Origin of the sequence: Hymenobacter segetis (genome assembly GCF_038448715.1) — a bacterium.
Classification (GTDB): domain Bacteria; phylum Bacteroidota; class Bacteroidia; order Cytophagales; family Hymenobacteraceae; genus Hymenobacter; species Hymenobacter segetis.
Genome location: NZ_JBCEVZ010000078.1, coordinates 1 through 19,692 on the forward strand (window position 1 = coordinate 1; position 19,692 = coordinate 19,692).

At 58.5% G+C, this 19,692-nt stretch carries 18 protein-coding genes, 1 tRNA gene and 1 rRNA gene; 6 read left to right on the forward strand and 14 right to left on the reverse strand.

Annotated features, from left to right (window positions below; all coding sequences use genetic code 11):
• Nucleotides 1–334, reverse strand: a 16S ribosomal RNA gene (locus tag AAFH49_RS20000); the annotation flags it as partial.
• A gap of 158 nt (nucleotides 335–492) precedes the next feature.
• Between AAFH49_RS20000 and AAFH49_RS20005 the strand changes: the two genes are divergently transcribed.
• Nucleotides 493–906 carry a hypothetical protein gene (locus tag AAFH49_RS20005; RefSeq protein WP_342300961.1) on the forward strand — a complete coding sequence of 138 codons (414 nt, stop codon included), beginning with the start codon at nucleotides 493–495 and terminating at the stop codon, nucleotides 904–906.
• A 75-nt stretch (nucleotides 907–981) separates the two neighbouring features.
• Here the strand turns inward: AAFH49_RS20005 and AAFH49_RS20010 are convergent, their stop codons facing one another.
• The 5 genes from AAFH49_RS20010 to tsaB form a co-directional block, all read right to left on the reverse strand.
• Nucleotides 982–2,322 (reverse strand): serine hydrolase, encoded by a 1,341-nt coding sequence (locus AAFH49_RS20010; RefSeq protein WP_342300962.1) that lies wholly within the window; start codon nucleotides 2,320–2,322, stop codon nucleotides 982–984.
• A gap of 68 nt (nucleotides 2,323–2,390) precedes the next feature.
• A complete protein-coding gene (locus AAFH49_RS20015) occupies nucleotides 2,391–3,662 on the reverse strand; it encodes a hypothetical protein (RefSeq protein ID WP_342300963.1) in 1,272 nt (423 codons plus the stop codon).
• Between the two features lie 114 nt (nucleotides 3,663–3,776).
• Entirely contained in the window at nucleotides 3,777–5,105 is a 1,329-nt protein-coding gene (locus tag AAFH49_RS20020) for an APC family permease (protein WP_342300965.1), read from the reverse strand.
• Nucleotides 5,106–5,226: 121 nt separating this feature from the next.
• Nucleotides 5,227–5,754 (reverse strand): DUF2480 family protein, encoded by a 528-nt coding sequence (locus tag AAFH49_RS20025; RefSeq protein WP_342300966.1) that lies wholly within the window; start codon nucleotides 5,752–5,754, stop codon nucleotides 5,227–5,229.
• A 79-nt stretch (nucleotides 5,755–5,833) separates the two neighbouring features.
• Nucleotides 5,834–6,535, reverse strand: coding sequence for a tRNA (adenosine(37)-N6)-threonylcarbamoyltransferase complex dimerization subunit type 1 TsaB (tsaB, locus tag AAFH49_RS20030; protein WP_342300967.1), 702 nt, complete (start codon nucleotides 6,533–6,535; stop codon nucleotides 5,834–5,836).
• A 36-nt stretch (nucleotides 6,536–6,571) separates the two neighbouring features.
• On the opposite strand from tsaB, the gene AAFH49_RS20035 reads away from it, so the two are divergent.
• Complete coding sequence (locus tag AAFH49_RS20035) at nucleotides 6,572–7,123, forward strand: suppressor of fused domain protein (protein ID WP_342300969.1); 552 nt, start codon at nucleotides 6,572–6,574, stop codon at nucleotides 7,121–7,123.
• A 51-nt stretch (nucleotides 7,124–7,174) separates the two neighbouring features.
• Here the strand turns inward: AAFH49_RS20035 and AAFH49_RS20040 are convergent, their stop codons facing one another.
• The 3 genes from AAFH49_RS20040 to rpmH all read right to left on the reverse strand — a co-directional run bounded on the left by AAFH49_RS20040 (nucleotide 7,175) and on the right by rpmH (nucleotide 9,663).
• Nucleotides 7,175–8,869: a S41 family peptidase gene (locus tag AAFH49_RS20040; protein WP_342300971.1), complete on the reverse strand. Its 1,695-nt coding sequence runs from the start codon at nucleotides 8,867–8,869 to the stop codon at nucleotides 7,175–7,177.
• Between the two features lie 30 nt (nucleotides 8,870–8,899).
• Entirely contained in the window at nucleotides 8,900–9,316 is a 417-nt protein-coding gene (locus tag AAFH49_RS20045) for a ribonuclease P protein component (RefSeq protein ID WP_425293348.1), read from the reverse strand.
• A gap of 188 nt (nucleotides 9,317–9,504) precedes the next feature.
• Nucleotides 9,505–9,663, reverse strand: a complete 159-nt coding sequence (gene rpmH / locus AAFH49_RS20050) for a 50S ribosomal protein L34 (RefSeq protein ID WP_035563087.1) — start codon at nucleotides 9,661–9,663, stop codon at nucleotides 9,505–9,507.
• A gap of 143 nt (nucleotides 9,664–9,806) precedes the next feature.
• Between rpmH and AAFH49_RS20055 the strand changes: the two genes are divergently transcribed.
• Nucleotides 9,807–11,540, forward strand: a complete 1,734-nt coding sequence (locus AAFH49_RS20055; RefSeq protein ID WP_342300977.1) for a M61 family metallopeptidase — start codon at nucleotides 9,807–9,809, stop codon at nucleotides 11,538–11,540.
• A gap of 78 nt (nucleotides 11,541–11,618) precedes the next feature.
• Here AAFH49_RS20055 and AAFH49_RS20060 read toward each other — a convergent pair whose 3' ends face one another.
• The 3 genes from AAFH49_RS20060 to AAFH49_RS20070 all read right to left on the reverse strand — a co-directional run bounded on the left by AAFH49_RS20060 (nucleotide 11,619) and on the right by AAFH49_RS20070 (nucleotide 13,132).
• Nucleotides 11,619–11,867, reverse strand: a complete 249-nt coding sequence (locus tag AAFH49_RS20060) for a hypothetical protein (protein WP_342300981.1) — start codon at nucleotides 11,865–11,867, stop codon at nucleotides 11,619–11,621.
• Nucleotides 11,868–12,007: 140 nt separating this feature from the next.
• Nucleotides 12,008–12,949, reverse strand: a complete 942-nt coding sequence (locus AAFH49_RS20065; RefSeq protein ID WP_342300982.1) for a PfkB family carbohydrate kinase — start codon at nucleotides 12,947–12,949, stop codon at nucleotides 12,008–12,010.
• A 109-nt stretch (nucleotides 12,950–13,058) separates the two neighbouring features.
• Nucleotides 13,059–13,132 (reverse strand) — tRNA-His (locus AAFH49_RS20070).
• A gap of 238 nt (nucleotides 13,133–13,370) precedes the next feature.
• On the opposite strand from AAFH49_RS20070, the gene AAFH49_RS20075 reads away from it, so the two are divergent.
• On the forward strand, nucleotides 13,371–14,780 hold the full coding sequence (locus tag AAFH49_RS20075) for a DEAD/DEAH box helicase (RefSeq protein ID WP_342300983.1): 1,410 nt from the start codon (nucleotides 13,371–13,373) through the stop codon (nucleotides 14,778–14,780).
• A gap of 99 nt (nucleotides 14,781–14,879) precedes the next feature.
• Here AAFH49_RS20075 and AAFH49_RS20080 read toward each other — a convergent pair whose 3' ends face one another.
• Nucleotides 14,880–15,329 (reverse strand): hypothetical protein, encoded by a 450-nt coding sequence (locus AAFH49_RS20080; RefSeq protein WP_342300984.1) that lies wholly within the window; start codon nucleotides 15,327–15,329, stop codon nucleotides 14,880–14,882.
• A 118-nt stretch (nucleotides 15,330–15,447) separates the two neighbouring features.
• Nucleotides 15,448–16,158: a uracil phosphoribosyltransferase gene (upp, locus tag AAFH49_RS20085; protein ID WP_342300985.1), complete on the reverse strand. Its 711-nt coding sequence runs from the start codon at nucleotides 16,156–16,158 to the stop codon at nucleotides 15,448–15,450.
• 268 nt (nucleotides 16,159–16,426) lie between these two features.
• Between upp and AAFH49_RS20090 the strand changes: the two genes are divergently transcribed.
• A complete protein-coding gene (locus AAFH49_RS20090; RefSeq protein WP_342300987.1) occupies nucleotides 16,427–18,439 on the forward strand; it encodes a capsule assembly Wzi family protein in 2,013 nt (670 codons plus the stop codon).
• A gap of 6 nt (nucleotides 18,440–18,445) precedes the next feature.
• Nucleotides 18,446–19,692, forward strand: a 1,247-nt coding sequence (locus AAFH49_RS20095) for an ABC transporter ATP-binding protein (protein WP_342300988.1), incomplete at its 3' end; no start/stop codon positions are given.

The following is a 19,692-nucleotide window of genomic DNA, read 5'->3' on the forward strand; positions in this document are numbered from 1 at the left end:
GTAGGAGTCGGGCCCGTATCTCAGTGCCCGTGTGGGGGACCAGCCTCTCAGCTCCCCTAGCCATCGTCGCCTTGGTGAGCCGTTACCTCCCCAACTAGCTAATGGCACGCAACCCCATCCGAATCCAATAAATCTTTAACAATTGAACGATGCCGTTCTGTTGTTTTATGCGGTATTAATCCGCCTTTCGGCGGGCTATCCCCCAGATTCGGGTAGGTTGGTTACGCGTTACGCACCCGTGCGCCACTATCGGTATTGCTACCGACCGTTCGACTTGCATGTATTAGGCCTGCCGCTAGCGTTCATCCTGAGCCAAGATCAAACTCTCCATTGTAAAATGTTCTACACCATGGCGAACCATGGCTGATGTCGAGTGCGAATCCGACTCGTATTGACGAGTTCTATGTATTCGTGTTACGCTTGTAATTTTTACTACTTGTCTTGCGACTCGTAGCCCTTACTATTTGTCTTTTCCAAACATTCAAAGAACGTATGCCTCTTCCATTTGAAGTGACCGTGTGGCTGTTAGCAGCCGGTGTTTCTTCTTTTCGTCTCCCTTCTTGCGATTGGGAGTGCAAAGGTAAGAGGATTCTTTTAACCGACAAGCAAAAGAGAAAACTTTTATTTTTCTTCGTCTCGCTTTTCAATCCGTTTCCGCCTCCTGTCGAAGCGGGCTGCAAAGGTAAGGCGCTTTTTCGGCTTTCGCAAGCACTTTCGAACTTTAATTTTCGAAGGCTTTTGCGAAGCGGCACGGCGGGCAATACAAGTACGGCGAGCGTGAAGTTCCTTACCGATCAACTTTCTGTTGGAGCAGTTGCTTTGGCAGAACCCGTAGTCCGTTTGACGATTTGGGACTGCAAAAGTAGGGGGATTTTCTGGGTTTACAAGATGTGGTGTGAAGATTAGGGCTTGCGGGGGCTTGGGTGACGAGGGTTTGGTGTAATGGGGTTTTAGGAATCAGTGACTTAGCGGGAGGGAAATTTAACGAATTGGCTCGGGGGCGAAGAATTCGGTAAGGTTGGGATGGTATTGGCGGGGGCGCTGGGACTCATATTGCTGGATTTGATGGCCTAGTTGGGCGAGGAATGGGAGGCCGATGCTGTCGTATTCGTAGGCACCGTCGTTGATGATGCCGTCTTGGTTGACGTAGAGGACGGCGCTGAGGAGGAATTCGGACTGGTGGAGGGAGTCGGCGAAGTAGGCGACATCGGCGAGGTAGCCGTGCGACATGCCGACGATGTTGTAGATGCGGAGGGCGGATTGGTGGGGGATTTCGGGGTTGCGGCCGTAGTAGAGGTATTTTTTGTAGGCGTCGAAGTAGCGGGCGGGGACGTAGGGATGGAAGCCGGACTCGTGGGGGGTGGCGTGGAGGTAGCGGCGGAGGAAGGCGTAATCGGTTGGGGTGAGGCGGAGGCGCTGGTCGGCGGGGACGGATTCGGGGAAGAGGATACTTTGGAGGAGGGCGGTGATGGCGGGGAGTGGGAGGTGGTTGGCGGTGGTGAAATCGTAGGGTTCGGGGATGATTCGGCGGCCGGCTTGGTGGGCGCGGCCTTTGAGGACGCGGCCGAGGGGACTGGTGTAAGGGATGGGGTTGAATTTGGCGGGCTCCTTATATAGGGTGTCGCCTTGGGGGGTGTGGAAACTGATGGGGTTGGTGTGGCGGTTGGCGGCGGTGTCGCAGGGGGCGAAGCGGCGGGTGATGCGGGTGGTGGAGTAGCCTAGTTCCTGCAGGCGCTGGTTGAGAGGGCGTTGGCCGAGAAATTCGTAGAGGCGGTTGTAGGCGATGTTGTCGCTGACGAGGAGCATTCGCTTGATGTAGTTGCCGACGGTGGCGGTGCGGTCGGAATCAGCGGGGGCGGCGAAAGGGACGGGGGTTTGGCAGCGGTAGGCGGTACCGGTGGCCATGATGGTGCGGCGATTTATTCCCGGTTTGTGGAGGTCATTGAGCTTTTCGAGGGAGAGGGCGACTACGGGGAGTTTGACGAGGCTGGCTGGGTTGAAGTATTGCTGGGGGTTAAGGTGGTAGGTATGGGGGGTGAAGGTGGGGTGGTTCTGGGCGTCGCGGTTAATTTGGGTATAGATGATTTGAAGCTCGTATTGGGGATTAGTGGCAACTCTCTTTAATATGGGACTGGTTTGTATTAGGGAGTCTAGTAGTGGGGAGTCTCCTGGCGTTAACCTCACCCCCCGGCCCCCTCTCCAAAAAAGAGGGGGTGCCAGACGACTTGTGGCGGCTAGGGTTATTAGGGTGGTTATTGTTAGCAGGAAGGCTACTCCTATTATATAGTATAGAGTTGAGCTGGATTGGCGGGGTGTCTTCATAGGATATTGAAACAGAAAGGGCCGTGATGTTGCCACCACGGCCCTGTGGGGCTGATTTTATACGAAGGTTAGTCGGCTAGGGGGACCAGGCGCTTGGCGAGGAGGAGGTTAGAGTCGGTTTGACGCCAGTTGTAGCCGGTGCCGAAGGGGAGCGGCTTGGGTTTGTGGAGGGTGTCGCGGTAGGCCGCGGTGAGTTCGGGTTGGTATTGCTTGGCAAAGAGGTTGATGGGGCGGCGGTAGGTGCCGTAGTAGTTGAACTGCCAGGCGCCTTTCTGGAAGTACTTCATGGCGATGCCGGAATCATCTTGCAGGATGTAGCGGCTGCGGCGGAGGACGGTGCGACGGACTTTATTGAAGTACGACTTGTGCATGAGGTAGGTGGCCGACTTCACGTAGGTGGTGAGGGGACCGAGGTGGCGCACAAATTCCAACGGGGCGCTTTTGGCGGTGAGCTTCCAGTCGCTGAGGTCGGCGGAGAAGTAGTAGACGGTTTTGGGCTGGCCGTCGGGGCCACGGAGCTTCATTTCGACGCCGGGGATGGATTTCGGGTCGGGGGTTTGGGTGGTGTCGGTGGGGGCGTCGAGGAGTTTGCCGGCGGCATCGAGCTGCACGGGGCGGATGGCGGTGATTTGGTTGCCAGTGCGGGCGGCGAAGAGCATCATTAATGGCAAAGCGCCGTCCAGTTCAACGGATTTCAGGTCGACGGCCATGTCGTTGGTACGGAAGAAGCTGAAATTGAGCACCGACCAGAGCGATGTTTTGACGGTGGGCAGCAGCTTGGGGTTCTCGAGAGAGGCGCGGGCGGGGACGGTGCCGACGGGCTCCAAGCCCATCAGGACGTAGGTTTGGCTGGTGGGGAACATCGTGACGACGTTCAGGAAATCGGGGCCGCTGAAGGGGTAGAAGATGGTGGGGCTGCTGGCGTGGACCGAATCGAGCTCGGTATTGGCCCACTGGGTCATGCGGGTGGTGTGGGTGGCGCGGTATTTATCCCAGCTTTTGTCCTGGTCTTTGGCGAATGCCTGCCAGGCGGGCGTGGCGGCCAGAGCGGTGAGGTCGCTGTGCCGGCTGGGCTGGAGGCCGCCGAGAAACATGGCCACGTCCTGAGCGTAGGCAGTATCCGGGGCGGTGAGGCGGTTGGGGCGCGCCTGAATGGCTTTGGCGTCGGCGGCGACTGGCGATGCTGATTTGGTGGAGTCGATGGCATCGGCCGTAGTGGCCATGGTTTCTTCCTTAGCGGAAGAAGTGGCGGTTTCCGTTTTTTTATTCGACTCGGAGCAAGCGGAAAGCAGGAGCAAGGCGGCGGGCAGGAGCCGAAGCGCGGCGGTGCGGAGGAGCATTATATAAAGGAGTGATTGAAGGTGCAAGTTACGGAGGGCTCACCCCCCGGCCCCCTCTCCTTGGGGAGAGGGGGAGCCAAGCGGGTTGTGTCGGCGCTAACGTTTTTGTCGAAATCAGCCTTGAGAAGCGGGTGATGGCACCGCCAGCCGCGTGGTGATGAAGTAAACCAGCGCGCCGACGGCCAGTGTAGCCAGTCCGTAGAGCGACTCCCACGGCTTATCGCGCAGGATGAAGGCCAGCGTCCACCCGCTCAGCACGAGGAAAATGAGGGGCGTAACGGGGTAGCCCCAGGCTTTATAAGGACGCGGCAAATCGGGCTGACGGAAGCGGAGCACGAACAAGCCCAGCACCGTGAGGAAGGTGAACAGGTTCAATACAAAGCCCGCATAAACCAGTACGCCTTGGAAACTGGGCTTCAGAATAAAGGCCAAGGTAATGGTCGTTTGCAGGAACAATGCCCGCACGGGGATGCCGGCGCGGCTTTTGGGGGCCAGGAAGCGGAGGGCGAAGATGTCCTCACCCATCGTCTGGACGATGCGGGGGCCGGCGAAAATCATCGAACTGATAGTGGAAACGAGCAGCGCCGCGATAACGCCGCCCATCAGCCGCCCGCCGAGGGGGCCAAAAAGCGAAGTAGCGGCTACGAAACCGACTTCGACCTGCCCCTTCAACCCGGCCAGCGGCGTGGAACGCAGGAACACATAATTCAACCCTACATATAATAGGAGCACGACGGCAGTGCCCGCCAACAGGATGCGCGAGAGGTTGCGCTTGGGGTTTTCGATTTCGCCGGTGACGTACACGGCGGCGTTCCAGCCGGAGTAGGCGTAGCTCACATACACGAGGCTCACGGCGAAAGCGGGGCTGAGCAGGGCTTGCCAGCCGGCGGCATCGGGCAGGAAACTAATAGGCTGCCCCTCCCCCATCACCATGCCCGCGCCGATGAATATCACCAAAACGACCACTTTCAGGGCGGTGATGATGATTTGGAGGCGACTGCCGACACGGGTGCTACTCCCGTGTACTAGCGTAAGAGCCAATACCACGGCTACCGAAAGCCACTGTGGATGCAGGCCCGGCCATACGCTTTTGGCGTATTCGCCCAGCGCCAGCGCGGCCAGGGCCGTGGGGGCCGCGAAGCCCACCGTGGCCGATACCCAACCGGAGAGGAAGCCTAGCGCCGGGTGGTAAATCTTACTCAAATAGTGGTATTCGCCCCCAGAACGGGGCATGGCCGCCGCCAGCTCGGCGTAGCTCACGGCCCCACAGAGGGCAATGAGGCCGCCCACCAGCCATAGCATAAGCAGCGCAAAACCGCTTTGGATGCCCATTACCTGGAAGCCGAGGCTGGTGAAAACGCCCGTGCCCACCATGTTGGCAATGACGATGGCCGCGCCGGTGAGGAAAGTGATTTTATATAGAGTGCGGTTAAGCTCGGGCATGATGCAAAGATGCGAAGCATTATTGCGGCCATCTGTCATGCTGAACGCAGTAAAGCACCTTACCGCGTCCGAACGAGTGTTCCAACGTAAGGTGCTTCACTGCGTTCAGCATGACAGATGACTATTCCACCACGCTGGCGGCTTTTGGCTTTTTGTAGAGCGGCACGGTGCTGCACGGCTCGCCATACATCACGCTGCTGGTCACGGGGAGGAGCTTTTGCATGATGGCCACGTAGGCGAAGGTGGGCACGGGCACGTTGCCGCAGCCTTTCACCACCACTTTGGCGTCGCGGTATTCTTCGGTATCAATGGCGGCGATGGCTTCTTCGAACAGCGACTGCTCCAGGGCATCGAGGTTGCCGAAGACGTAACGGTGGGCGTGGTTCTGGAGTTTGGTGGCGAGCAGCATGTACGCCCAGGTGGGCACAATGGCATCGGCCGAGCAGATGATGGCGACGTTTTTGCCGTCGTACTGCGTCCAGTCGTTGGTTTTCACGAACTCGCGGAAGTCCTTTTCGCGCAGCATGAGGCCGTGGAAGAGGTTGTCCTTAATGTCGTACACCACCCGCTCGCCGGGATGGAGCATTTCTTCCAGGTTGAGGGTGACGAGGCCGGAGTTGGCGACACGGTTGACGAAGAGGGGTTCCATATAGTAGCGCGGACTTTTAGTCCGCGATGGGTAAGGATTGATAAAGGTTCGGCGTTGACTCGCGGACTAAAAGTCCGCGCTACTTCGCTTTCGGCGTGGTCGTGTACACTTCTTTCAGATAAAACGGCTCGTAATACGCTACGTCCTGAAATTCCTGCCGATGATAAGCGGCGACGGCCAACGCCCCCACCGCTACCGCCGACGGCTCGATACCCGCCAAAAAACCAGCCTGCACCGACTCGCCCAGCACCGCCTGAAACTTCGCCGCGCCGTTGCCGAAGAATAACACGGAATGGTGGGCCAATTGTTCGGCCAGCGTATCGGCATCGAGGATGAGTGGCGTGGGCGCGAGCACCTCCCGGCCGTCGTGGGTGTACAGCGCGGTGTACACTTCCTGCCGCCGGGCATCCAGCATCGGGCAGAACAGGAAATTCTCGGGCCGGGCGGTGCCGGCGGCCACCTGCGCGGCCAGCGCCCGCAGCGTGCTCACGGCCACCAGCGGAATATCAAGCGCGAAGCACAGGCCCTTGGCGGCGGCGGCCCCGATGCGCAGGCCGGTATAGGAACCGGGCCCGTCGCTCACGGCCACGGCGGCGAGGTCGGCCAGCTGGTGACCGGTATTTTCAAGCAGCTGCTCGATGAGCACGGTAAGGTGGGTGGAGTGCGACTTATCGAGCCGCAGCTCGGACTGGCCGACCAGGGAGCCGTCGGCCACGCGGTGCAATGCTACCGAGCAGACGGGCGAAGAGGTTTCGAGGGAGAGGAGGAGGGATTTGCTCAATGTAGATTTGAAATTTCCGGCGCAAAATTATTGACGATGTATAATCTGGAGCTACTTAAGCAGCACTTAGAAACTAATTGGGGCAAGAGTACCGATAAGAAAGACCAGATTCCAGACCCGCTTGAGAAGATGTCGGAGGATTTTTCTGTACTGGAATTTCCTCCATCGGAAAAGCACGACTTCTGGATTTACTCTACGCTTGGAATGTCAACTGATAATCCAGACAACTTGATTGAGTTGCATGTTTATTCTAACAAGCAAGATTCGGCGCTGATTGAGTTGCTTACCATTTCTGCTTCCTTCCACCGGAATGAGGCTCCTCTTGGCTTACATCATACTGTCAATTTCGGACGGCCTTGGCAAGATGATTCGGCATGCAGCTTCGGTTTCATTTCGCTTCCTTATATGGATGGCGAAGCTTTAGAGATATTCGATTTTGAAGATAGTCATCTGCACAACCTTTGGCTTCTACCAATTACAGAAAGCGAAAGGGATTACAAGATTGAGAATGGATGGGATGAGTTGGAGCAACGTTTTGAAGACAATGGGCTTGATTACCTGAATCCACAACGCTATTCATGTGTATAAAAAAAGCAGGCACCTTTCAGCGCCTGCTTTTCTACTTAACGCAGTTCAAAATTACTTCGTACCAGCCGACTTGCGGGCGCTGGCGGCTTGGCCCGTGGGCTTCAACAGCGCGGCGTAGCGATTCGGGTCGTTCAGGACGGCCACGGCGGCGATGATGTTGGGGTCGTCGTCGAAGCCGGCTTCGGTGCGGCCCTTCTCAAAGTAGTAGCGCGACACGATTTCCTGCTCCAGCAGTTCCTTGATTTCGGGCTTGAAGCGTTGCAGGTCGTTGGCCTTGTTCACGGTCACTTTCTTGCGGATGGCTTCGAGCTCCAGCTTCACGTCGTCGTAGTGCTTTTCCTCTTTTACCTTCTTGCTGAGGTCGGTGAGGGCCTTTTCGGCATCGGTGCTGTAGCTGATGTTCTTGCCTTGCAGGTAGGTTACGAACTTCTGGTAGTCCACGTCCGAGAGCTTGAACTGGCGGGCGGGCACGATGGTGGAGTGCTCGGCGCGGTAGCGGGTGGCGTAGTCGAAGAGGTAGCTTTTCTGGAGCAGGATACGGGTGATGTCGGCGATTTCGCGGTCCTGCACCTCAATATCGGGGGCTACGCCGCCGCCGTCGTACACGGTGCGGCCGGCGGTGGTTTTGAAGGCCGTGCGCAGCGAATCGGGGAATTTGCCCAGCGTGCCATCGTCAGCGCGGTGGGCATAGTCGATTTCCTGGATGCAGCGGCCGCTCGGGATGTAGTATTTGGCGGTCGTCACCTTCAACTGCGAGTTGTAGCTGAGGGGGCGGGTGGCCTGCACGAGGCCCTTGCCGAAGGTGCGCTCACCCACCAGCACAGCGCGGTCATAATCCTGCAACACGCCCGATACGATTTCCGAAGCCGACGCCGAGCGGTTGCTCGTGATGATGGCAATCGGAATCTGGGTATCGAGCGGCACGTCGAGGGCCTTGTATGTTTTGTTCCACTCCGTCACCTTTCCTTTGGTACTTACCACATCAAGTCCCTTGTCGATGAACAGGTTGGAGATGTTCACGGCCTCATTCAGCAGGCCGCCGGGGTTGTCGCGGATGTCGAACACGATTTTCTTCGCGCCCTGCTCCTTGAGCTTGGTCACGGCGGCGCGCACTTCCTTGCCCGCATCCACCGTGAAACCGCCGAGCTGGAAGTAGCCCACATCGCCGGAAATCATGCCAGTATAAGGCACATTATCCACCTGGATTTTATCGCGGGTGATGTCGATTTGGATGGGTTTATCCTGGCCGTAGCGCGTCACCATCAGCTTCACCATCGAATTGGCTTGGCCCTTGAGTAGCTTGCTGATGTCGGCGTTCGACTTTTTATCGACCACCACGCCGTTGATGTCGAGGATTTCATCGCCGGGGAGCAGGCCGGCTTTTTGGGCCGGATAGCCTTCATAGGCGCTTTGCACCACGGTTTTGCCGTTGCGCTTCACCACCGAGGCCCCGATGCCGCCGTACTGCCCGGTGGTCATGGTGCGGAAATCCTCAATGTCGTCCTCCGGAATGTAGTTGGTGTAGGGGTCGAGCGAGCGCAGCATGGCGTCGATGCCCGTTTTCACCAGCTTGGCGGGCGTGACCTCGTCAACGTAATAGGTGTTGACTTCCTTGAAGAGCGTGGCGAAAATGTCCAGGTTCTTGGCAATCTCGAAGTACCGCTCATTATCGGAAGCGGCTCGGAAAGAAACCAAACCCAGCGTGCCCACAGCCAGGGTAGCGAGTAGCTTTTTGCGGATAGTCATACGAAATACAGGTAGCGGGTCAACACGAATCTAGGGGGTCGGCGGTGAAGCGGGTACTTCAATAGTCGTGCCCAGCAAACGATGGAAAGCGGAAATTAATTTTTTTTCCACCAACGTTAGCGGACTTTTTTCCTTCCCCGTGAAGATAATACCCAGCAGAGCGATTTCGTGCCCGTTGGGTTGCTCCGTAAGCCGATATTTATTGAGCCGATATGCCTCGCGGATGAGCCGCTTGAGCCGGTTGCGGTCGACCGCCCGCTTGAACGTGCGCTTGCTCACGCTGATGAGCACCTGTGGCGGGGCCGTGGTGGGCGCAGCCGCTTTTATCCAGACGATGCGCAACGGGTAAACGCCAAAAGAGGAACTCTGCTTGCTGAAAAGCTCTTCGATGAGCTTCTTGCGGCACAGGTGTTCCTCTTTCGGGAAGGTATATTTTCGGGCCGCCAGCGGGGCGCTGGTAGCAGTTGGCTCGTTCACGTTGCTTACCTGTTGGGCCGCTGTTTCGGCAGCAAAGCCCTATGTTGGAAACGCCTAAAATAGCGAAGCCGCATTGCAGCGACAGAAATAACGCTGTCTCAGCAATGCGGCAATCGGCTAGCTTACAGCCCGAAGCTGTGCGCTAACGGCTAAAAAGACTAGCGCTTGTGCTTGCCTTCGTCGGATACGGTGAGGCGCTTGCGGCCTTTGGCACGACGACGAGCCAGCACGTTGCGGCCGTTAGCGGATTCCATGCGGAGACGGAAGCCGTGCTTGTTTACACGCTTGCGCTTCGAGGGCTGATAGGTACGTTTCATATCAAAAAATCTTAAAAAGACGAGTTTCGAGTTGGGCCGGCAAAGGTACGGGCTTTGTCTGGAAAAGACAAGGGCCTCAGCCACTTTTACGTGGAGGACGTTAGCCGGCAGTAGCTTTAGGCCCGTTTAACCCCGTTTTGGCGATGATTCACTACCACGTTTCCTTCGAAAACCCGCTCACGTTTTACCTGCAAATCCAGCTCACGCTGGACGTTGCGGCCGATGCCACCGCCCCGCTGGAGCTCCAGCTGCCCGCCTGGCGCCCCGGCCGCTACGAGTTGCAAAACTTCGCCCAGAAGATTCAATGCGTGGTGGTTGAGGATGCCGCCACCGCCCAGCCCCTCCCCTACCGCAAGCTCACCAAAGACCGGTGGGAGGTACCCAACGCCGCCGGCCGTACCGTGCGGGTGCGCTACAACTTCTACGCCCACCAGATGGACGCCGGCGGCTCCTGGCTCGATGAGACGCAGCTGTACCTGAACCCCGTGCAGGCGCTGATGTACGCCGAGGGCCGGCAACTGGAGGAATGCGAATTGACGCTGGCTATTCCCGAGGGCTGGCAGGTGGCTTGTGGGTTGAAGCAAATCACGCCGAATGTGCTTTCCGCAAGGGATTTCGACCAATTGGCGGACTCGCCGCTGATTGCCAGTCCCACGCTCACGCACCAGGAATACGAGGCGGGCGGGCTGCCCTTCCACGTCTGGGTACAGGGCGAGGCGCTGGTGAACTGGCCGAAGCTACTGGCTGATTTCAAGGCTTTTTCGGAGGAACAGTTGACGCTATTCGGCGGCTTTCCGGTGGCGGATTACCACTTCCTGAACCAGTTTCTGCCCTACAAGCACTATCACGGCGTGGAGCATCATAATTCAACGGTAATCACCTTGGGGCCGGCTGAGCTAATTATGAGCGAGGGCTTGTATAAGGAATTGCTGGGCGTGAGCTGCCACGAGCTATTCCATACTTGGAATATCAAGAGCATCCGGCCCGCCGAGATGCAGCCCTACGACTACAGCCGCGAGAACTACTTCCGCACCTGCTTCATCGCCGAGGGCATCACGACTTACTACGGCGAGTACCTACTGGCCCGTAGCCACGTCCGCACGCCCGCGCAATATTTTGAGGAGTTGAACATCGTACTCCGCAAGCACTACGACGACGCTGGCGGCGAAAACCTCTCCCTGGCCGATGCCAGCATGGACCTCTGGCTGGACGGCTACAAGCCCGGCGTGCCCGACCGTAAGGTGTCGGTATACCACAAGGGTGCGCTGGCGGCTATGCTGCTTGATTTGACGCTCCGGCAGCTTTCCGGCCACGCCCGTAGCCTCGATGACGTGATGCGGCGGCTGTACGAGGAGTTCGGTAAAACCGGCATCGGCTACATGGAGGCCGACTACGTTCGCATTGTGAACGAGGTGGCCGGGCGCGACATGCACCCCTATTTCGACAAGTTCATCTACGGCACCGCGCCGCTGCAGGAGCCGCTGGACCGGGTGCTGCACACCGTGGGCTGCCAGCTGCTGGTGGGCGAAAACGCCTCCGCATCGGAAGGCCACTTTGGTTTCCGCACGGTAGTGAAAAACGAGCGCACGGAGGTAACCGCCATCTGGCCCAACTCGCCCGCCGCCGCGGCCCTGACCGTGGATGATGAAATCGTGGCCGTGAATGGCCGCCGCGTAGACATGAACCTGCAAAGCCTGCTCAGCACCGGCGCGCCGGCTTACGAGGTGAGCGTGTTCCGCCAGAACCGGCTGCTGACGGTGACGCTGGCCGCCACGCCGGGCGTGAGCTTTGGTCAACGCTATGCCATTGATAAGCTGGAAACGGCCGATGCGGCGCAGCAGCGCGGGTTCGAGCAGTGGCTGGGGTGGGAGTTTTGAGGGAGGACCAAAACACAGAAAGGCCCTGCTGGAATGCTCCAGCAGGGCCTTTCTGTGTTCTTTAATGAAGCTGGCGGCTTAATGCTTTGAGTCGCCGCCCTTGCCCACTTTGCCCGTATCGACGGACATCGGATTGTTGCGCTGGGGATTACTCCGAATATTCTTTACCCCTTTTCCAGCGGTGTTGCCGTCGGTGGTGTTGCCGTGGGCCGAAACATTGCTCACGTTCGGGGCCTGCACTTGCGTGCTCTTCCGTTTCGTGTTAGCCGCCGGATTGACGGACGTTTTATCGTTTTGCAGGTCAGTGTCTTTCTTAGCGTGTCCCATGGCGAGTTCAAGGTTAGATGGACGATAGAAAGTTGTACCCTTCTGCGGCAAAAAAAGTTGCGCCCCAAGGCAATACGTCGTAACGCATTTCCTTGGGGCGCAGCTTTCAAAATCAACCTATCAGAACCGTGTCAGGCGGGTTACGCGGGCTGGCTGGTCAGCACCGAGGCTGGCATCACCTTCACCAGCTCGGCAAACTGCGCTTCACGGGCTTCTACTTCTTCAGCGCTGAGATTCAGCAGACGCTCGGTGCCGAATTTCTCGACGCAGAACGAGGCCATGGCCGAACCATGAATCACGGCGCGCTTCATGTTTTCGAAGCTGATGTCGTCCGTCGCGGCCAGGTGGCCGATGAAACCACCCGCAAAGGTGTCGCCGGCACCAGTTGGGTCGAATACTTCTTCCAAAGGCAGCGCGGGCGCGTAGAAAATTTTGTTTTTATGAAAGAGTAGCGCGCCGTGCTCGCCCTTCTTGATGATGAGGAATTTCGGTCCCATGCCCATGATTTTCTTGGCGGCTTTCACCAACGAATACTCGCCGGAAAGCTGGCGCGCCTCCTCATCGTTGATGCTCAGCACGTCTACCATTTCAATGGTGGCGATGAGCTCTTCGAGGGCGATGTCCATCCAGAAATTCATCGTGTCCATCACAATCAGCTTGGGGCGGTTCACGAGGCGCTGGATGACGAGGCGCTGCACCTGCGGGGCCAGGTTGCCCAGCATGAGGTACTTGCAGTCCTGATAAGCATCCGGGATAATGGGGTCGAAATCGGCCAGCACGTTGAGCTCGGTCACGAGGGTTTCGCGCGAGTTCAGGTCTTTGGAATAGATGCCCGACCAGAAGAACGACTTCTCGCCCTGCTTGATTTGCAGGCCTTCCACGTCCACGCCGTGCTCTTCGAGCAGCAGGATATCGGACTGCGGAAAGTCATCGCCCACCACGGCCACCAGCTTCACGGGCTTCAGCGAGTAAGACGCCGAGAGGCTGATGTAGGTGGCGGCACCGCCGATGATTTTATCGGTTTTGCCGAAAGGCGTTTCCAAGGCGTCGAATGCGACGCTGCCGATGACGAGCAGGCTCATGCAGGTAAAATGTGGTGAATAAAAACGGTCGAAGTTAAAGCCGCATTAAAACGGATTCATTGCAAGCAACAAAAAAGTCCCCGGATAATTCCGGGGACTTTTTCTGATGGGTAAATAATGGGGCTCGAACCCACGACCTTCGGAATCACAATCCGACGCTCTAACCAGCTGAGCTATATCTACCAGGTTGGTTTTGGTGGTGCAAAGATAGAAAAAGAAGCGGGATTGAACAAAAAAAGTTCTTCGCTGAACAGCTGATGCTTTTGAAAGAACGTCATGCAGAGCATAGCGAAGCATCTTTACCGCTATAGTAATCAGCCGAATTGCAACGAAGCGGTAAAGATGCTTCGCTACGCTCTGCATGACGGTCAATTTTCATCCTGCTACCAGTTGGCCGCCGCAAAATCCCGACCTTTGCCGGATGGAACCCAATATCACCCCATCGTTCAACGATTTCAAACTCAACAAACAACTGCTAACCGCCGTGGCGGCGGCTGGCTTCACCGACCCCACGCCGGTACAGATTCAGACTATCCCGCTACTGCTGGCCGGGCACGACGTGCTGGGCATCGCCCAAACTGGCACCGGCAAAACGGCGGCCTTCGGCCTGCCGCTGTTGATGAAGGTAAAATATGCTCAGGGCACCAACCCACGGGCGCTGGTGCTGGCTCCTACCCGCGAGTTGGCCATGCAGATTGAGAAGCATTTGAAAGCGCTGGCGGTGAACACCGACCTGCGCATTTTTGCCATTTACGGCGGTCTGGGGCCGAAAACCCAGATTGAAACCATCGCCGAAGGCTTGGATATACTGGTGGCAACGCCGGGCCGACTGCTCGAAATTTACCTGAAAGGCGCGGTGCGCCTCACCGACCTAAAAACGCTGGTGATGGACGAGGCCGACAAGATGATGGATATGGGCTTCATGCCCCAGATTCGGCGAATTTTGGAGATTATTCCACGCAAGCGGCAGAATGCGCTATTTTCGGCCACCATGCCGGAACGGGTGACGACGCTGAGCGAGGAATTCCTGGAATTCCCGGTGCGGGTGGAGGTGAGCCCGCCGGCCAAAACGGCCTCCACGGTTTCGCAGGTGATGTATGAAGCGCCCAACCTGCTCACTAAAATTAACCTGCTGCACTTCCTGCTGCACCGCGACATTGACACCATGACGCGGGTGCTGCTGTTCTGCCGCACCAAGCAGCATGCCGACCAGGTGGCCCACTTTCTGGAGCGCAAGGCTCCGGCCGGCGAGGTGCGCGTGATTCACGGCAATAAGGGCCAGAACGCGCGGATGAACAGCATGGACTCGTTCAAGGCGGGGGAGGTGCGCTACATGGTGGCCACGGACGTGGCCGCCCGCGGCATCGACGTGCCGCAGGTGACGCACGTTATCAACTTCGACGTGCCGATTGTGCACGACGACTACGTGCACCGCATCGGGCGCACGGGCCGGGCGCTGCACACGGGCGCAGCCATCACCTTCGCCAACGAGGCCGAGATGGTGCACATCACCGAAATTGAGGCGCTCATCAACCAGAAAATTGAACTATTGCCGCTGCCGGAGGAAGTGGTGATTGAAGAAACGCCTTTCGAGGAGCAGCAGAAGATGGGGCGCGAGCTCGACGACCGCCGCAAGAAGCTGGACCCAACCTTCAAAGGCGCTTTCCACGAGAAAAAGGAGTGGATTAAGCCCGGCGTGACGATTGACAAGCGCACCGGCAAGGCTTTCGCCGAAGGCAAAAAGAAGAGCACCAAGGGCTCGAAGGCCTTTGTGGGCAAGAAGGGCGGCTCGAACCCCGGCGTGAAGGCGCTAAAGCGGCGCGGACGCTAGGTGAATTATAAATTAAAAATTATGAGTTATGAATTGAAACATTGGCATCTTCAGGAGCCCACGTTTCAATTCATAACTCATAATTTTTAATTTATAATTCTACTTGTGGTGTATCAGATGCCCGAAGTGGATGCTGGCGAAGGTGAGGGCCGCGCCCCAGAACACCGCGCTCAAAAACATGTGCAGCAGGATGCGCTGCCGGGGCACGCCCAATAGCGTGGCGATGACCGTGCCGCCGATGGGCGACAGCAGAATGGGCGTGAGGAAGGCGATGCCGCCCATCCCGAACTTGCGGAACACCTTGATGATGTTGCGCGACTTCTTAGAGAAGATGGGCTCCCGGCGCAGGCGGCGTTGCTTCTGGCGGTGCTGCATCCAGACGCGGCCCACGCCGGAAAAGATGAACACACTGGTCATCATTCCGCCCACGGTGAGGGCCAGCGTGGGCCAGAAGTGCAGGCCCATGGAAGTACCGGCCAGTGGGCCGCCCAAAAACTTGACCGTGCTCAACAGGAACACGGACGCGCATTTAATGGCGGGGTGAAGCACGACGAAACGAAAAGGCAGGCGGCGGGTGAGAGGGAAACTTCAACGCGGGGTGGGCGCATTGCAAAGATACCCCGTTTGGCGGGGCAGGGTTCCATTATCAGTACCCGGAAATTGAAGGCTACAGCTTGCTGCCGTAGGAAAGGTCGCCGGCATCGCCCAGGCCGGGGATGATATAGGCGTGCTCGTTCAACTTTTCATCGATGGCCGCTACCCAGAGGGTGGCTTCGGGAATTTCGCGGGCCACGTAGGCCAGGCCCTCGGGCGAGGCGATGACGGCGGCGATGTGCACCTGGCGCGGCGTGCCGAAACGCAGCATAGCGCGGTAGGTTTGCACCAGGCTTTTGCCGGTGGCCAGCATGGGGTCGGCCAGGATGAGGACCCGCTCGTCGAGGCTGGGGGCTGAGAGATAATCGACCTGGACCTGCACCTGGGCGGTGCCTTCGATGCGGTAGGCGGCCACGAAAGCGCTGGGCGACTGGTCGAAATAATTCAGGAAACCTTGATGAAATGGTAACCCGGCGCGCAGCACGGTGGCCAGAATGGGGAAGTCGTGGAGGAGCTTGCCGGTGGTTTCGGCCAGCGGCGTCTGGATGGCTTTGTCGGTGTAGCTGAGGTGGGCGCTGATGCGGTAGGCGATGATTTCGCCCAGGCGCTGGAGGTTGCGGCGGAAGCGGAGGCTGTCTTTCTGCACGTCTTTGTCGCGCAGCTCGGCCAGGAAATGGTTGGCAATACTAGGTTCGGCGCAGACTACGTGGATGTTGGCCATAGCCTCGGCAGCATCGTGGGCGGCGGGGGCCGAAGCGGCGGAGGAAGGAAGCGGCGTGGCCATACAAACAGGATTTTGGTGAAGGATGCCGGACAGAAGGCTGGGCCGGCACCCCGAAGTTGGCACAAAAACGGGCGGCAGGCAAGAAAGCGTACCGGAATTCGTCTTCATGGTCACGGCTCTGCGGCGGATTTGGACAGGATTCGAGGCGGGGCAACGGCGACCCTTTTCTACCCGCCAACGGCTGGCTGCGTAGGTTTGTTAAAAAATGGTGATGCCTGGCTTTTATCAGGGAAGCAAAGCATCGGTTTTATTCGGATTATCTGATTTTATGCATAAATCTCTGCTACTAACGGCTATTACGGCGCTGCTGGCCGGCGCGGCAGCGGCCCAAACGCCGGCGACTACTCCCGCTGGTGCACCCGCGCCCGCCGCACCCACCGAAAAGTCACCCTGGCTGATTTTCGACCAGCCGCTGGATACGATAGCCACCCCAAGCACCAAGCGTCAGCCCCGGGCAAAAGCGGTGCGCAACGCCACCGCGCCCCAGGCTCCGCGTTCCACCGCGCCGCGCCCGGCCCGGGTTTCGCGCAACGGCTTTGAGGCCACGCAGGGCACGAACTACGTGCCACTCGACCAGGATACTTACCGGCTGATTGACCGCTACGCCATCAAGTTTGGCTCCGATTCGCTGCGCGACCCGCACACCAGCGTGCGGCCCTACACCCGCGCCGGCGTGGCCCACCTCGGCGAGCGCATCCTGAGCCCGGACAGCGCCCAGGCCTACCGCGCCGGCAGCCTCTCCCGCGCCGACCGCTTCAACGCACAATACCTGCTGAAAGACAACTGGGCCAACTCGGCCCAGGGTGCCGACCTCAACCAGAGCGCCCGGCCGTTTCTCAACTACTTCTACCGCGACCAGACCGATTTCTACCACGTCGACAACCCTGATTTCACGCTGCGCGTGAACCCGGTGGCGCTGCTTGCTATCGGCAAAGACAATAAGGGCACCGACGGAGCCAGCTACGTGAACACCCGCGGCGTGCAGATTGAGGGCACGATTGACCAGCGGCTGGGCTTTTATGCGTTTCTGGCCGATAACCAGGAGGGTGTGCCGCAGTACGTGCGCAACCGTGTGGAGCGCGATACCATCGTGCCGCACGAAGGCTATTTCAAGCCGTATAAAGTGGCGCAACTGCGCCAGAACAGCCAGTATGATTTCTTTTCGGCGCGGGGCTACGTGACCTACGCGGCCACCAAGCACATCAACGTGCAGTTGGGGCACGACCGGAATTTCATCGGCAACGGCTACCGCTCGCTGATTCTGTCGGACTACAGCGCACCGTATTTCTTCCTGAAGCTGAATACCCGCATCTGGAAATTCAACTACCAGAACCTATTCGCCGAGCTGGCGGCGCAGAAGCGCAACGCCGACCAGGTGTACCCCAAGAAATACCTGGCGCTGCACCACCTGAGCCTGGATGTGACCGATAATTTCAACATCGGCGTGTTTGAATCGGTGATAGCCGGCTCGGCCAGCAACCGCTTCGAGTTGCAATACCTGAACCCGGTTATCTTCTACCGGGCCATCGAGCAGAACGTGGGCTCGCCCGATAACGCCATGCTGGGCATGGATTTCAAGTGGAACATTCTGCACACGGCGCAACTCTACGGGCAGGTGGTGCTGGACGAGTTCAAGCTGAGTGAAATCCGGGCTGGCAACGGCTGGTGGAGCAACAAGCAGGCGGTGCAGGTGGGGGCGAAGTACATCGACGTGGCCGGCATCCGCAATCTGGATTTGCAGGCCGAAGTGAACTACATCCGGCCCTACACCTACCAGCACGTATCCTATTACACGGCCTACACCAACTACCAGCAGCCCCTGGCCCACCCCATGGGGGCCAACCTGACGGAGGTGCTGGGCGTGCTCAGCTACCAGCCCCTGCCCCGCCTGAACCTGGTGGCCAAAGCCATTTACACCGAGCAAGGACTGGATTACGGCTACAATGCCGCGGGCACTGTCATCACCACCGGCCCGCTCAGCAACGATGCGCCCGACACCGGCCTCACCACCGGCCGCCTGGCCAACTTCGGCGGCAACCCGCTCGTGCCATACAACTCGCACCCGATGGACTACAACAACCGCACCGGCCAGGGCAACAAGAGCAGCCTGCTCCACACCGATTTTACGGCCACCTACCAGCCCCGCCTCAACCTATTTCTGGATGCCAAGCTCATTGCCCGGCACCAGACCTACTCCCTCACCCCGGCGGCTAATGTGAACGAGGTATACGCCTCGCTGGCCGTGCGCTGGAACATTGCCCAGCGTCTGCACGAATTTTAATCGGTTATGAAAACGTACCTCCGCATCTTACAGTACGCCCGGCCGCTGCTGGCATTTCTGCCGCAGTACCTGCTGTACACGGTGCTGACCATCTTCTTCAGCATCGGCAACTTCACGCTGATTATCCCGCTGCTGAGCGTGCTGTTCGACAAAACGGACAAGGTGCCGGCCCACGCGCCCGACCACCTTCCCGGCTTCAAGCCCACCATTCAGTGGGTGACGGACACGTTCAATTACTTCTTTGCCGATGTGCTCACGGCCCACGGCAAAATGGGCGCGCTAGCCTTCGTGTGCGGCGTGGTGGTGGTGTCGGTGCTGCTGAGCAACGTGTTTCGCTACATGAGCCTGCGCCTGCTGGCCAAAGTACGCGCCCGCGTTATCCGCAACCTGCGGCGCGACTTGTACCACCGCATCATCGGGCTGCAGCTGAGCTTTTTCGCGGGCGAGCGGAAGGGGGATTTGATGTCGCGCTTCACAGCCGACGTGCAGGAAGTGGAAACCTCGGTGGTGAACACCTTCACGGCCGTTATCAAGGAGCCGCTCACCATCATTGCCTACTTTCTGGTGCTGTTCCACATGTCGGTGCCGCTCACGCTATTCACGCTGGTGCTGCTGCCGATTTCGGGCGGCATCATTGCCACCATCGCCAAGCGGCTGCGCACCCAGGCCAAGCAAAGCCAGAAAACGCTGGGCACCATGCTTTCGGTGATTGACGAGACGCTGGGCGGCATTCGCGTCATCAAGGCGTTTAATGCGCAGGAGTACATCAAGGGCAAGTTTGAGGAGCAGAACGACCAGTACGCCCGCACCTCGCGCAACATTGATAACACCCGGGATTTAGCCTCGCCATTCTCCGAGTTTGCGGGGGTTTCGGTGGTGGCCGGCCTGCTGTATTTCGGCGGCACGCTCATTCTGGGCGGGCAGTCGGCGCTCGATGGCGAGACGTTTATTGGGTATGTGATTCTGTTTTCGCAGGTACTGACTCCCGCCAAAGCCTTGTCCAGCTCCTTCGGCAACATCCAGCGCGGACTTGTGGCCGGCGAGCGGGTGCTGAGCATCATCGATACCGAGCCCGCCATCCGCGACCGGCCCGATGCTATCGTACTTCCACCCTTCGAGCGCCAGATTGAGTTCTACAACCTCAGCTTCAGCTACGGCGAAACGCCCGTACTCTACGACATCAACCTGACCATTAAAAAAGGCCAGACCGTGGCGCTGGTGGGCGGCAGCGGTGGCGGCAAAAGCACCCTGGC

Coding starts and splice junctions, on each gene's coding strand:
- rpmH (WP_035563087.1), bottom strand. CDS start 9,663: ATGAAACGTACCTATCAGCCCTCGAAGCGCAAGCGTGTAAACAAGCAC.
- AAFH49_RS20010 (WP_342300962.1), bottom strand. CDS start 2,322: ATGAAGACACCCCGCCAATCCAGCTCAACTCTATACTATATAATAGGA.
- AAFH49_RS20035 (WP_342300969.1), top strand. CDS start 6,572: ATGTATAATCTGGAGCTACTTAAGCAGCACTTAGAAACTAATTGGGGC.
- AAFH49_RS20005 (WP_342300961.1), top strand. CDS start 493: ATGCCTCTTCCATTTGAAGTGACCGTGTGGCTGTTAGCAGCCGGTGTT.
- AAFH49_RS20025 (WP_342300966.1), bottom strand. CDS start 5,754: ATGGAACCCCTCTTCGTCAACCGTGTCGCCAACTCCGGCCTCGTCACC.
- AAFH49_RS20075 (WP_342300983.1), top strand. CDS start 13,371: ATGGAACCCAATATCACCCCATCGTTCAACGATTTCAAACTCAACAAA.
- upp (WP_342300985.1), bottom strand. CDS start 16,158: ATGGCCACGCCGCTTCCTTCCTCCGCCGCTTCGGCCCCCGCCGCCCAC.
- AAFH49_RS20055 (WP_342300977.1), top strand. CDS start 9,807: ATGATTCACTACCACGTTTCCTTCGAAAACCCGCTCACGTTTTACCTG.
- AAFH49_RS20015 (WP_342300963.1), bottom strand. CDS start 3,662: ATGCTCCTCCGCACCGCCGCGCTTCGGCTCCTGCCCGCCGCCTTGCTC.
- AAFH49_RS20065 (WP_342300982.1), bottom strand. CDS start 12,949: ATGAGCCTGCTCGTCATCGGCAGCGTCGCATTCGACGCCTTGGAAACG.
- AAFH49_RS20060 (WP_342300981.1), bottom strand. CDS start 11,867: ATGGGACACGCTAAGAAAGACACTGACCTGCAAAACGATAAAACGTCC.
- AAFH49_RS20040 (WP_342300971.1), bottom strand. CDS start 8,869: ATGACTATCCGCAAAAAGCTACTCGCTACCCTGGCTGTGGGCACGCTG.
- AAFH49_RS20090 (WP_342300987.1), top strand. CDS start 16,427: ATGCATAAATCTCTGCTACTAACGGCTATTACGGCGCTGCTGGCCGGC.
- AAFH49_RS20020 (WP_342300965.1), bottom strand. CDS start 5,105: ATGCCCGAGCTTAACCGCACTCTATATAAAATCACTTTCCTCACCGGC.